Source organism: Halococcus morrhuae DSM 1307 (assembly GCF_000336695.1).
Lineage (GTDB): Archaea > Halobacteriota > Halobacteria > Halobacteriales > Halococcaceae > Halococcus > Halococcus morrhuae.
Window position 1 is genome coordinate 1 of record NZ_AOMC01000127.1, and the last position, 12220, is coordinate 12220.

Here is a 12220-nt window from a genome sequence, read left to right on the forward strand (position 1 = left end):
CGATCGATACAGGCATCGAGAAATTCCCAGTGGGTTCGTGCGCCCCCGAGTTCGGGATCGCGCCCGAGTGCTCGCCGGACGGCCGTGTACGCGAACCCGACGGCACCGTCGGCATCACCCGCGGATAGCTCCTCGCGGGCCGCCCTGAGCAGCGCTCTGAGTCCTTCGCGTGGGTCGTCGACGGTGCCGGTCGATTCGCCCACCAACGTCGACGATGGTGCGTCTTCGGTGTCGCTTTCGGTGATACCGAGCCAGCGCCGGAGCACCGAAAAGAGGGCGCCGAGCACGAACACGAGCCCGAGCCCGAGCAACAGCTGATAGCTGATCGGCAGCGCCCTGAAAGCGGCCACGAACTGTGCGACGACGCCGGTCGCTTCGGCCGGCACCGTCAGCTCGATGCTCGTACGACGACGCGACGATTCGAGGTTCGTCTCCCCACCCTCGAAGGTCGCGCCGATCGTCGCCGTCGTAGTGCCCGTCTGGTCGGCGAAGACGCCTTCGGGCACCGTGACGTTGGCGTCGTAGCTACCGTTCTCGTCGGTCGTCACGGGTGTCGTCGAGTTGTTCAGCCCGACGGCGACCGTCCGGTTTGGGACGGGCGTTCCGTTGGCGGTGAGGCGACCCGCGACGTGGACGACCGGCCCGCCGACGGCCGAGCCATTGACCGACTCCTGGGTGGCGTTGAGCGAGAGCTGCGTCGGCGTCTGCGTGACCGTCACCGGAACGGTGGTGTTCGTCCTGGCGATCGATCTGTTTTCGAGGGGCATGGAGACGCGAACGCGCTGGCGACCGGGCGCAACGTCGGCCGGCAGCCCGTTAGCCATCCGGAACCGCCCCGCCGACCCCGTCCGAACGCGGCTGCCATCGGAGAGGTTGAACTCCCGGCCGTCGATCGAGACGGCGACCGGCACGGAGCCGACGCCGCTGTCGTTGACGGCGACGCGGCCGGTGACCGACAGCAGTTCGTCGAAGCCAACCGATTGGGGCGTCGTCTCTGCCTGGAGCGTCGGCGTCACCTGGCGAACGTCGATAGGGACGGCGGTCCGATTGCTCCGATAGATCGACTGCGTCGACGGTCGATAGCGCACCGTCAGCCGGCGTGTATCGAGCGGTAGCACCGCCGGGCGATAGGTGATGACGTACTGGCCGGACTCGTCGGTGGTGGTCCGTCGGAGACGGTCGTCACCTTCCAGCACGACGGTCCGGTTTGCAAGCGGCGTGCCGTTGGCCGTTCTGAGGCGGCCGCTCACGACGAGCGAGTCGTTGAAGGCGATCCGATTGTCGGCCGTCGAAGACGTGATCGTCGTGTTCTTGAACTGCTCGACGCTGACCGAGTCGGCGGTCGCGGAGACGTTTTCGGTGGTCGCGTTGGTCGTGTTTATCGCCGCCGAGAAGTTCTGTGTCGTCCCGTTGTCGATCGTACGGTAATCCTCGGTCAGACGAGTGCCGGTCTCGTTGATCTGCTGAGAGAGTCGTTGGGCACGACGGGCAAGCCGGCGGGCACGTTCGGTTTGGCCGTTTGCCCGCGCAGTGCGATACTTGTCGACGGTCCGGCGAAAGCGCTGGACGTCGTTTGCGTAGGATGTTTGATTTTCTCTGGCCTCTTGGAATTCGTCGGTCTTGTTCGTCTCGGCGTCGGAACTGCGGGTGACGTTGACGTATTTGCCGAGCCAGTCGGGGTAGTCCTTCGATTCGTTACAGGCGTCGTAGTTACCGACCTCTAACCCCTCCGAACAGTCGACGAGCGTCTCGCCGAGGCGATCGGAGAGCGAGCCCTGGAGTTCGGAGACGTTGCCCTCGTCGTCGGCCGACTGTGGGTCCTCGTGGACGACGGAGCTGTTGTTGGTCGGTTGGGCGGCCTGTAGTGATCGGTCGGTCGTGCTCGCGTCGGCGGGCGCTACACCGGCCGGAACCAGTCCGACGGTCACGAGCATCGCCGCCAGACAGACCACCACGACGGTGCCGAAACGAGGCGCAGAGACCACATCGAGTTCTCTCCACGGCCGGGTAAAACTGCTTTCCTTCCCAGCACACGCTGTGGCGGCTGTCGGAGAGAGTGGTTCACGCGGACCGCCGACATCGAGAGCAGTCGTTGCGATGGCTGGATACGCGGAGGTCGTCGCGTCGACGAGCGAGGGTTCTCATCAAATTGCTCGCTGGACGGTCGGGCGACAACCGACATGGCTAAGTTGCATGACTTGTAAAGATGACACGGATCACACTATGAGTGCAAGCAAGCGCATCCCCGTTTCCGAAGAGCACTGGGAGGAACTCGGCGACCTGAAGGGGGCAGGTCAATCGTGGGACGACGTGATCGGTGATCTGGTCAAGCACTACAAGAGAGCGCGTCTGTTCCGCGAGGTTCACGAAGCGCGCGAGAGCGACGAATTTCGCTCGCTGGATGAAGTCATTCCGCCGGAAGACACCAAGGACGAGTGAATGGGGTACGAGGTTTTGCTGGGCGATCAACCCCGAGAGTACCTCTCCGAGCTTGATGAGAAGAGTCATCGAATCGTCCGCGAGAACCTGCTCAAGCTGACGAATGAGCCGTATCCTCGACCCGGCGCGGGCAGCGGCGACCGTGAGAAAATCCCGTTCGAGGGCGAAGAAGTGTATCGAATGCACATCGGGCGGACCCACACTGCGATCTACGATGTGATCGAAGCGGAGGACGTCGTCGAGATATATCGGCTGCTGCCGATAGACGAAGCTCACAAGCGTTACGGTGACTGATTTCGCTCATCTCTAGCCCGTTCCGTACCCATCCACCTGCGAAAGCCCGCGCAGCGAAGCGAGCAAGACCGTGGAGGTGGGTGAGGATGTTCGGGGGTGTTCTGGCCGCTCCTCCGGAGCGGAATTCTTCGGCGGTGGGTCGTAGTTATCAACCACGAGAAGGGGCGAAATATGGAACAACCGCGAGCGGACGACCGTAACGGTCATCATGCGGGTCGTCGTCGCGCAAACAACGGCCCACATGAAGATCGCACTCTGTCCCCATCTCTCCCTTGAGCATTATCGCGGCGGCGAGAAGTGGACGGCAACGCTCGCGAACCGGCTGGCTGCGGATGGCTTCGAGGTCGCGGTCCGGGCGCTCCCCTACACGCCACGGGACGAACGGCGCGTGGCGGCCGACGACGTCCTCGACGAGGCGGTGTCCTATCGCGAGCGCTGGCACCACGATCTCTCGGCGTTCGACAGTGCCTATCTGTTCTATCATCCCTTCGCACGCTCGTTTTTCACCGGCGAGACGCGGGCGATCGCGGGCATCCACTCGTGGGTCTATCTCACGAACCGGCTGTACGAACCCCACTACGGCGTCGTCCCGACGGCGGCGAAACTGCTCTATCGTGCGCTCGGCGGGCACGCCTTCGATCGCTTCGATGCGGTCCATACGGTGACCGACAGCTACACCTCCCCGCATCCGAACACCCACTACATCCCGAACTTCGTCGACACCTCGCTGTTCGAACCGGTCGACGGCGAGCGTGGGGAGCCCTTCACCGTGCTCGTGACGGCAGCACAGTTGCGCTCGAAAGGCTGGGATCGCACGCAGGCGGTCGCGGCCACGCTGTCGGACGAGCTACGCGTGGTGACGACCGGCGACAGCGACCATCCCGCGATCGAGGGGCTTGGCTTTCTCGATGAAGAGGAGCTGGCGGACGCCTACGCGAACGCCCACGCCGTCTTGCATCCGACCCGCATCGATGCCGACAGTCTGGTGCTCAAAGAAGCGCTGGCCGCGGGCACGCCGGTCGTGACGACGCCGCTGCGTACCCATCCCCCGGACGGCGACGCCGTCTTGCATGGCTCGACGGTTGGGGATCTGGTCGCGCGACTCAGAACGCTCCAGTGGGAGTGGGCCCACGACGGCGGCTACGAGCGGCGCTGTCGGCGGGCGCGTGCGATTGGGGAACGATCGAGTGTCGACATGGTGTATCCACAGCTCAAAGCGCTGCTGACAACCCCGGAGCGAGTCGATGGCTAGTCGGCTCGGCCGCGTTGGACGGCGCTTGCTGCCCGACGTGATCGCGACGCCGCTTGCGCGATCGCTGGGTCGGTATGCGGTGGTGCCGTGGTACGTCGTCGTGCTCGCGGCGGTGTTGGGTGTCGGCTTTGCGGCCTACACCATTGCGCTGTACAAGGGCTACTGGCTGACAGGGGCTGATTTCGGTACGTACGTCCATATGTTCGCGACGACGGTCGACGGCGAGGGCTGGCTCCAGCAGGGCAAATACGTCGCCGGTCATCCAGGTGGCTCCTACTGGGGCGGTCATTTCACGCTCACGCTGTTGGTGTTCGTCCCGCTGTACGCGCTCGTCAAATCGCCGGTGACACTCCTCCTCTGGAAGGCGTTTTTCCTTGCGGCGAGCATCCCGCTGGTCTGGATCGTCGCGAACGATCATCTCGACGATCGGCGGCTGACCGGCTTTCTGACCGCCTCCTATGCGTTCAATCCCTTCCTCTGGTCGGCGTGGATCTACGACTTTCAAGAACACATTCTCCTGCCGGTGTTGGTGTTGGTGGCCTATCACTGGTATACGACCGAACGCTATCGACTGTTCGTGCTGGCGTTTGCACTCGTCGTGGTGACAAACGAGCTGATGGTGCTCATCGGCGGGGGCTTTCTGGTGGGGCTTGCGGTGAGCGCCTACCGTGACGGACGGCTGTCGCGCGAGCGCTGGGTGTTCGTCGGGGCGGGCCTGGTCACTATTGGTGCGAAAGTGCTCTCGGCGGCGGTCATCGGTCGCTTCAGTCGTGTCTCGGGGATCCGTGAGGCGGCGATCGCCACGCCACTACAGCCCTTCGTCGAGGGCGGGCGGGCAACGACCGGGCAGCTGCTCGGACTGTTGCTCGCACGCCCCGAGCTCATCATCGAGTCGCTCGGGACCGGTTTCTTTACGAAGCTGCTGTATTTCGCGCTCTTTCTCGCGCCGGTACTGTATCTCGCACTGGTCGATACGAGCACGCTCGGGGCGCTGGCCCCGTTCATGGGCTTTGCGTGGTTGCTCAGCGGGACGGAGGCGTTCTACACCTTCAGCGGCCACTACCCGCTCTATCTGTTGCCCTTCGTCTACATCGGCGCGAGTCGCGTGCTGGGACGGCTGTCGCCGTCGTTGCCCGCGGGGCGCGTGCTGACGACGTTTTTCGTCGTGGTACTCCTGACGAGTGCCGGGGCCGGCGCACAGACGATCGCCGAGGAGGGTGCCGTGCCAGAAACGGGTGAGCATACGGAGACCCTGTCGACGGCGATCGAGACGGTGCCGGCAAACGCCTCGCTCGTGACCCAGAACACGATCTACCCCCACGTCGCGACGCGGTCGAATGCAACCTTCATCCCGAACCCCTCGCTGTTCGGGCTCTATCAGGAGCGGTATGGGACGCCCAAGCCAGAATACGTCCTCTTCGATACGCGCCTGGAGACGCGGGCGTTCGACTGGTCACAGCCCGTGCGGGATGCGTATTTCCCGCTTGAGGAGTACGGTGTCTATCGCTATCAGGACGGGATCTGGGTGTTGAAGCGCGGCTATAACGGCTCGGCAGTGGGGATTACGGAGTCGGGGGCGGACGAGAGGGTGGTCTTCGAGGCTTCAGAGTTCGTCGCAAGCGATGGGCAGGTCGAGGACGGACGGCTTGTCTCTGTTGGAGGAGAGAACGGCAGTAACGTCTGGCACGGACCGTACACGGCGCTGCCGGCGGGCAACTACACTGCAACCGTCCGCGTGTCGGCGCAAGGGAGCGGGACGAACGGGTCGGCGGCGGCCGTCGATGTGGCGGTCGGCGAGGGCCCGCGGACGGTAGCGCGGCAGTCGGTGCCGGCGGGACAGGGGATGCAGGAAGTGACGGTGCCGTTCACGCTCGAAGAGGCGCGTAACGGGATCGAGTTCCGTGGGTTCCGGACCGGTGACGGGCCGATCGCGCTCGAATCGGTCGTTGTGGAGTCAAGGGCGAACGGGACGACAGCAGGCAGAAGAGGGGCTGTGAGGGCCGGATAGTGCTGTTGTTGTCCGGCTGTCCCTGAGAGAGTAGGCATGAGCAAGGCGGGTGCCTCGGGATCGTACGGAAATCGAAGATTTCCGTGATGACGAGACGCTTCGCGTCTCGAACCACTTGACCCCGAGGCGGTTCACTTTCGGCGTGTTTCGACAGGCTATAATCCGGCGTCAGATCGGTCAGTACTGTTGCTCCCTGAGAAATTCGAGCAAAGCGTCGATGTCCTCCGGCGAGGCCGACGATTGGCCGAACATGCTCTTGAATCGGTGATCCAGCCCGCCGCCTTCGATGAACTCCTGAGCGTCCGTGAGCTGGGCTTGGAGTGCGTCTTCGTCTCCTCGATGAAGATGCGATGCCACGGTCGGAAAGTCGACGTGAGGGACGGCAGCGAGGACGTCAGCCAGATCGGTTTTGCGGGCGCTGTGGAGCTTGGCAGCGACCAAGATTTCACCGTCGGCGACAGAAGCGGTGGTTGACCGTGTTCCTCCGGAGATGGTCGTCTCGGAGCTGTGATCGCGAAGGTGATCGAATGACCACTCGGCCTCGGTCTGTCGACATCCTAGACCGTTCACCAATAGATCGACGCCGATCGGGTGTGGTAGCCCTTCGGTCCGCTCGAAGAGTTGGATTTCGCGGTCGTACGTGGTTTCTTCTGGTGGCACTTCGAGTTCGTTCTTTCGTTCGAAATCGTGTTCTTCCAAGAACGCCACCACGGCATCCGTATCTGCGGGTGCGATAACGAGATCCAGATCGGTCGAAAAGCGGGTCTCGAACTGCGAGACGGCGTATCCCCCGACGAGGACGAAGTCGATGGTGGAGCGCTCGAGGTCTGCGAGCACGTCGATGAGGGCCTCGCTCCGTTCTTCTTGGCTCATGGCGAGGCTGGCGTCGCGTGGTAGTCAGCTTCGGTTTCGACGTCGTCGTACATGCGATCGAGGATGTCCAGTGCCGACTCGAAGGTCGCGTAGTGCTCTCGCGCGAACGCAACAGTTTCCGAGCGGGAGATGACCGGCTGCCCATCAACCATCTCCGCATCGATCTGTGCACGCGGTTCGAGGACGATCTGCAGCGGCCCAGAAATCTCGTCGGCTGGCTGACGCTGCTGAGCAGTCGGAATCCCGAACCGTTCGAAGAAGCGCTTCCACTCTTCGAGATCCGTCTCGCGAATGGCAATGAATAGCGGGTAATCCGTCTCATCACGTGCGACCTGATAGCCGCCCCGAGTCCAGACGTAAACGGCGTCGATAGCGGTGTAGGCGAACTCCATGCCGGCAAACTGGGGGAGGACGTACGCCTCCGAGATGGTGGGTGGAGAGATAGATGCTGCGGCCGCGAGGAAGGCGAGAGCTGCCTCTCGGACGGTGTCGTCAACGACAGACAACCCACCATCGTATCGGACGTAACCTGCGTCTTCGAGCCGGTTCACGGTCCGACGAATCGTCTCGCGGTTCTCGTCGATCTTGCGAGCCACGCCCGAGATTGGGTCGCCCGGCTCGATGGCGAGGAGCGTCTTGAGCTCTGCTTCACCGCACTGTTCGAACATCGTATGATTGCACAGAAGTATGCAATAGTAAAATATTTGTCGCTGTCGGATGATCTGCTGTATCAACCATCCGGCTTCCCGAAGAGGCAAAAGACGATTGTGACCCCAGTAGCACCCCCTGCAGCCGTCTTTACAGTTCCTCTTCGATTGCGTCAGTGTCGATTTCGGGGCAAGCGGCTACCTTGGTTCAAAACCGACATCATGTCTACGATGTGGTCGATCTCGCCGAAGAGTATGCAGGTCAGGCTCCCTCTGCCGGTCCCTGAGTCTTTGCGTGGCTGTCCCATCACTCTGGAAAACAACGCCAGTTGGTGGGAACGAATTTGGTCATGGCTGCTCAAACGGCTGTATGGATGGGAACAACCCTCCATCGGACGAACAGTACCAAGCCTCACTCGATCGGATCGACCGACTCGTGTCGGCATTTGCCGACGGTCAGCAGTTCGAACGCCTCACAAACCACCAGCAACGTGAAGCAGAGTTTGCTATCGAAATGTTTCACGAGTTGTTGTATGGCTACGAGTACGTCCCACTCGATGATCCCGACGAGCACAGCCTCGAAGCGGTGTGTCGAGAGCTCTACCCCGCAAAGATCAGTGCCGAAGCTGACCACTTCGAAACGGTCGCACCGGTGATCGGGGCTTTTCTCCGATTTCTCGATGCTCGCGGTGCTATCGAGAACGGAGATCGGTTGGCGACGCACGTCGAATCGCTTGACGATGCCATCGTCGATGCCGCAGCTGATCCCGCCAACTGGGGAATGGCGAAGTCGATGGTCATGAGTGGCGACCTCGATGACGCCACGCAGCTCGATATCGCCGCTGATGTCGCGGCGTCATCCGAACTCCCCGAAGCGCCACTCGATCCGCCGGAGTGGGAACCGACTGAGAGTCTCGACCCGGACAAAGGCCTGCCATCGGCAGAAGTCGACCGACTCGAAGAGATCATCAACTCGTTGTCGCCGGAGTCCGATGCCGTCCTCGCTTCACTCGCAGCGGCGACCGACGACGTACAGGGCGATGTCAATCCTGATGTCGCACTCGAACGTGCCGGTGTTGCCCCCGAAGAGTACGATGCTGTCGTCGAAGAGATCGTCACGAGAATGGACGAAGAAGGGAGCGAGCTGATCCCAAGTCCGGGTGACACGGACGATCCATCGGTTCTCGACCCGGACACTGCACGAGAGTTTCTCGAACTGGAGGGACAGCTGCTCCTGTACGCCAACGACCGCTTCGATGTGGTGCCGGGCATCGACAGCTACGAGGCGTTCAAGCGACTGTCGACCGACGAGATACAGCCGATTCATGACACGCTCTATCGGGAAGAAAACGCGGTCGAGGTGATCGAAGAGTTCGGCAGAGAGAACCCCGCCGGCCTCTCACCGGCCCACCTCGAAACGATCGACTCATGGCTGAACTACGAGGCGGGGCAGTTTTTCATCGTCGAGCATCTCGACGACGGAACTGTGTTTCTCGACCCGGACGAACCGCGAGCGTACAAGGTCACGGGCGTCTACGACAGCTATGCGGCGGTGCTACCCGAAGAGGCGCTTCCGGTGGCGGTGACATCGGTCGTGTTGCTCCCGTACGACGGACAGATCGTGACAAACGGCATGGAAGAGTTCGATATGCTTGCGGGGATGGCGATGCAGATGATCAAAGACGATCCGGAAACCGCCTATGAAGAAGCAAAACATCGGTTCGGAATCGCCGAAACGCTCCCGCCGGCGGACGAACCGACCCGGAGTGACGCCGAACGCCTCCGCTTCTATACGAAAAACCAGGACAACCGCGAGCGGTTCGCCGACGAGATCGAGACTCTCAAGGACGAAACCGATGAGCTGGCACGGATCTATCACGAGCAACTCGGCAAAGCAAACGCTCGACGATTGGGCCGGGAGTTTCGCGACCTCGGGCTCGAAGAAGCATACGTAGCCATCTACGACGGGCAGGTCGTCACGACGGCACCGACCGAACCACAGCTCGAAGAGACGCTCTCTGGTATCATGCCCGACGAAACGGTCGATCATCCCTACATCTATCACTACGATCCTTGATTCGCCCAGAATGACCGTGGAAAACAAATAAAGCACTCCAAGCACGAACAGATACGGCATGTCTGACAACTACCTTGTCGAACTCAAAGACTCGGTCTTCCGTGCGACACCGCTTACCGAGGACGAATTCGATGACGATCTCCGTATCGAGTTCCCTTCGGAGGACCACGCAGAAGCGTGGCTGTCCGAGAAAAACAGCTTGCACTCAAAGATGGGAACCCTAACGCTCCACACAGCTCACCCGAACGACAACTCCAACGTGGACTCGTACGTGGTGTTCCAGCCCGTACACAAGGTATGGGTGCCGGATTCGGACGCATAGTGACTATACAAGCAGGCCTCCGGCAGCTATCGTCAGCGAGGCCGGGGCGCGTTTTCGTACTTGATCATCTTCTCGGGCTTGTCAGAGATCGTCTCGTAGATGCGTTGGAGAGTCTCTTCGGCCTCCAGTAGGTTGTGTTCGTCGAGGAATTCCCGACCGTCATCGCTCACGCCATAGAATTTCCAGGGATAGCCCTGCCGGCGTTCGTCGTCGGGAAGCGCGGCTTCCTCAACGATGCCAGCGTCGATCAGTTTCTGGATGTGCTTGTAGACGGTGGCGTCGCTGATGCTCGGGTTCAACTGCTCGAGTTCGTACATCGACGGCAGTTGGTCGGGGTGCTGGAGGATGTTGTTGAGCAGCGTGAATCGCGTCTGTTGGGTGACGAAGTGGACGAGTTCACGCGCCTCCGTGCCTTCAGCAGCCCCCACGTCGGTACTCATACGAGCATCTACGCGCCGGCACGGGAAGTAATTTACCTTTGAGTAAACCACTCTAAAGTGAAACAGAGTATGATTGACCCCGTAGTTTACTCGAGACCGAGTTCGAGTTGGAGCGCACTGTCGATCTCACGCATGACGGAAGCCGGAAGCCGCCCGGCGACGAACTCGATTCGTTCGGAGATATCGACCGTCCGAAGCTGGTCGAGACGCACCGACGAATCCGCGTTGAAATCGCTCTCGTCAGCGTTCACCAGCACCTCGAAGGGGTAGCCACGATGGGCGGTTGTTGCAGGGGCGACGACCGTGGTGTGGGAATTTCGGTTGCCGACATCGTTCTGAACAACGACACTCGGGCGTGTCTTACGGATTTCGTGACCACGTGTCGGATCCAGTTCGACGATGACGATATCACCACGCCGCACCGCCGGCACATCGTCACTCATCGGTGTCGGGATCGTAGCCTTCGACACCAGGAGCCGGTCCGAGCGAGTCCCACGCTTCATCGGACGCATGCTCCCAATCGCGGGTAATGTCGCCGGCAGACTCGCTCGCGTCGCGGTAGGCCGCTGCAAGCGTCTCTTCGTCCGGCCGATCGGTTTCGACCGCAACGACGGCAACCGTGACGCGCTTGTTTGCATACTCGGTGCCGAGATACAGCCGGCCTCGGTCGTCGGCTTCTTTGGTGCGAATATCGTCTGATTCGACGTTCATTCCTACTGCCCACTATTGCCCACAGAGAGTTAACTCCATCCCACTATTGCCCACAGTCACACTTCGTATAGTTCCGTGATCTCTGTCCAGCACTCACAACATTGGTTCGGTTGCCACGCAACAGTTTGAGCTAGCATATTTACGCGAGTACATTATATTATCCGGGTAACAGGCGCAAGACCCCTCCCTCAAGGAGCGCAGGGTCGTCCGATTTATCGGACGCACAAGCGAGTAGGGAGGGGATACGCGCCGTAAGCTTGGTTACATTCCCGGCGGTAATTGCCGGGTCGGATATTCACCTGACCAAAACACTTACTAGCGGACAGATACATGGTTATGTATGGCGAAAAAGGTTGTCACGCGCACCCAGCGCGCTCGCATCTGCAACCTCTCGCAGGTGCGTGACGACCTCGATTCGCTCGGGTTTGCCGCCAGCAAGCTCTGGAACGTGGCCCGCTGGACAGCGGGCCGCGTTTGGGATGCTTGCGGCCAGATTCCCGGTGCTGGCGACCTCAAATCGTACCTCAAAGGTAGTGAACGCTATGTGGATTTACACAGCCAATCCAGTCAGCGAGTTCTCGAAGAACTCGATGAGGCGTTCACCGGATGGTTTGGCCACCGCGACAACGGGAACCAGAAAGCGAACCCGCCCGGCTACCGCAAACACAACGAACAACACCCACGCTCGACGGTCACGTTCAAGCAGAAAGGCTTCAAACACGACGCCGACAACGGCCGAATTCGCCTCTCGAAAGGACGGAATCTCAAAGAAAGCCGCTCTGACTTCGTACTCTGCGAGTACGATGTCATCGGTCCACGTGGAACGACCGTCGAGAACGTCAAACAGGTGCGTGCCGTCTACGAACACGGCGTCTGGCGCTTGCATATCGTCTGTGACGTTGCAATCGAGGCCTCCGACACACCCGGCAACGGAGTTGCCGGGGTTGACCTCGGTATCTGCAACGTCGCTGCCGTCTCGTTCGGTGACGAATCCCTGTTGTATCCCGGTGGCGCGTTCAAGGAGGACGAATACTACTTCCTCAAGAAGCGGGCCAGATGTGATGAGAGTCAGTACCTCACAAAGCTCGTCGGTTGACTGCTTCTGAGTGTGAATTCGGTGGAGAAATCGGTGCCGAGTAACTGCTGAGGAGGGTTGT

12 protein-coding genes and 1 pseudogene are annotated in these 12220 nt (G+C 61.0%); 7 read left to right on the plus strand and 6 right to left on the minus strand.

What is annotated here, in order from left to right; translation table 11 throughout:
- The coding region (locus C448_RS10430) for a carboxypeptidase-like regulatory domain-containing protein (RefSeq protein ID WP_193363132.1) at window positions 1-1985 on the minus strand (1985 nt) is incomplete at its 3' end.
- A gap of 238 nt (window positions 1986-2223) precedes the next feature.
- On the opposite strand from C448_RS10430, the gene C448_RS10435 reads away from it, so the two are divergent.
- The 4 genes from C448_RS10435 (at window position 2224) to C448_RS10450 (ending at window position 5993) form a co-directional block, all read left to right on the plus strand.
- Entirely contained in the window at window positions 2224-2439 is a 216-nt protein-coding gene (locus C448_RS10435; protein WP_004054573.1) for an antitoxin VapB family protein, read from the plus strand.
- Window positions 2440-2733 (plus strand): type II toxin-antitoxin system RelE family toxin, encoded by a 294-nt coding sequence (locus tag C448_RS10440; RefSeq protein WP_004054574.1) that lies wholly within the window; start codon window positions 2440-2442, stop codon window positions 2731-2733.
- A gap of 208 nt (window positions 2734-2941) precedes the next feature.
- On the plus strand, window positions 2942-3985 hold the full coding sequence (locus C448_RS10445) for a glycosyltransferase (RefSeq protein WP_004054575.1): 1044 nt from the start codon (window positions 2942-2944) through the stop codon (window positions 3983-3985).
- The gene (locus tag C448_RS10450; RefSeq protein WP_004054576.1) at window positions 3978-5993 is read left to right on the plus strand and encodes a DUF2079 domain-containing protein; all 2016 of its coding nucleotides are present in this window, start codon (window positions 3978-3980) and stop codon (window positions 5991-5993) included. Before C448_RS10445 ends, C448_RS10450 begins: the two co-directional genes overlap by 8 nt.
- A 177-nt stretch (window positions 5994-6170) precedes the next feature.
- On the opposite strand, the gene C448_RS10455 is transcribed toward C448_RS10450, so the two are convergent.
- Both C448_RS10455 and C448_RS10460 read right to left on the minus strand, forming a co-directional pair.
- The gene (locus C448_RS10455) at window positions 6171-6866 is read right to left on the minus strand and encodes a nucleotidyltransferase family protein (protein WP_004054577.1); all 696 of its coding nucleotides are present in this window, start codon (window positions 6864-6866) and stop codon (window positions 6171-6173) included.
- Window positions 6863-7534, minus strand: a complete 672-nt coding sequence (locus C448_RS10460) for a hypothetical protein (RefSeq protein ID WP_004054578.1) — start codon at window positions 7532-7534, stop codon at window positions 6863-6865. The genes C448_RS10455 and C448_RS10460 overlap by 4 nt, the downstream gene beginning before the upstream one ends.
- 349 nt (window positions 7535-7883) lie before the next feature.
- Here C448_RS10460 and C448_RS10465 point away from each other — a divergent pair, with 349 nt between their 5' ends.
- Complete coding sequence (locus C448_RS10465) at window positions 7884-9590, plus strand: hypothetical protein (RefSeq protein WP_004054579.1); 1707 nt, start codon at window positions 7884-7886, stop codon at window positions 9588-9590.
- A gap of 58 nt (window positions 9591-9648) precedes the next feature.
- Window positions 9649-9912, plus strand: coding sequence for a hypothetical protein (locus tag C448_RS10470; RefSeq protein WP_004054580.1), 264 nt, complete (start codon window positions 9649-9651; stop codon window positions 9910-9912).
- A 32-nt stretch (window positions 9913-9944) separates the two neighbouring features.
- Here C448_RS10470 and C448_RS10475 read toward each other — a convergent pair whose 3' ends face one another.
- From C448_RS10475 to C448_RS10485, 3 genes are all read right to left on the minus strand, one after another.
- On the minus strand, window positions 9945-10352 hold the full coding sequence (locus C448_RS10475; RefSeq protein ID WP_004054581.1) for a MarR family transcriptional regulator: 408 nt from the start codon (window positions 10350-10352) through the stop codon (window positions 9945-9947).
- Window positions 10353-10438: 86 nt separating this feature from the next.
- Window positions 10439-10795 (minus strand): type II toxin-antitoxin system PemK/MazF family toxin, encoded by a 357-nt coding sequence (locus C448_RS10480; RefSeq protein ID WP_004054582.1) that lies wholly within the window; start codon window positions 10793-10795, stop codon window positions 10439-10441.
- Window positions 10788-11063 (minus strand): hypothetical protein, encoded by a 276-nt coding sequence (locus C448_RS10485; protein ID WP_004054583.1) that lies wholly within the window; start codon window positions 11061-11063, stop codon window positions 10788-10790. The genes C448_RS10480 and C448_RS10485 overlap by 8 nt, the downstream gene beginning before the upstream one ends.
- 340 nt (window positions 11064-11403) lie before the next feature.
- Here C448_RS10485 and C448_RS10490 point away from each other — a divergent pair.
- Window positions 11404-12132 (plus strand): annotated as a pseudogene (locus C448_RS10490) (transposase); the annotation flags it as partial.
- Window positions 12133-12220: the final 88 nt, after the last annotated feature.

Bases quoted from the DNA above. Each gene is read 5' to 3' on its own strand.
- C448_RS10435 (WP_004054573.1), top strand. From the start codon at position 2,224: ATGAGTGCAAGCAAGCGCATCCCCGTTTCCGAAGAGCACTGGGAGGAA.
- C448_RS10440 (WP_004054574.1), top strand. From the start codon at position 2,440: ATGGGGTACGAGGTTTTGCTGGGCGATCAACCCCGAGAGTACCTCTCC.
- C448_RS10445 (WP_004054575.1), top strand. From the start codon at position 2,942: ATGCGGGTCGTCGTCGCGCAAACAACGGCCCACATGAAGATCGCACTC.
- C448_RS10450 (WP_004054576.1), top strand. From the start codon at position 3,978: ATGGCTAGTCGGCTCGGCCGCGTTGGACGGCGCTTGCTGCCCGACGTG.
- C448_RS10455 (WP_004054577.1), bottom strand. From the start codon at position 6,866: ATGAGCCAAGAAGAACGGAGCGAGGCCCTCATCGACGTGCTCGCAGAC.
- C448_RS10460 (WP_004054578.1), bottom strand. From the start codon at position 7,534: ATGTTCGAACAGTGCGGTGAAGCAGAGCTCAAGACGCTCCTCGCCATC.
- C448_RS10465 (WP_004054579.1), top strand. From the start codon at position 7,884: ATGGATGGGAACAACCCTCCATCGGACGAACAGTACCAAGCCTCACTC.
- C448_RS10470 (WP_004054580.1), top strand. From the start codon at position 9,649: ATGTCTGACAACTACCTTGTCGAACTCAAAGACTCGGTCTTCCGTGCG.
- C448_RS10475 (WP_004054581.1), bottom strand. From the start codon at position 10,352: ATGAGTACCGACGTGGGGGCTGCTGAAGGCACGGAGGCGCGTGAACTC.
- C448_RS10480 (WP_004054582.1), bottom strand. From the start codon at position 10,795: ATGAGTGACGATGTGCCGGCGGTGCGGCGTGGTGATATCGTCATCGTC.
- C448_RS10485 (WP_004054583.1), bottom strand. From the start codon at position 11,063: ATGAACGTCGAATCAGACGATATTCGCACCAAAGAAGCCGACGACCGA.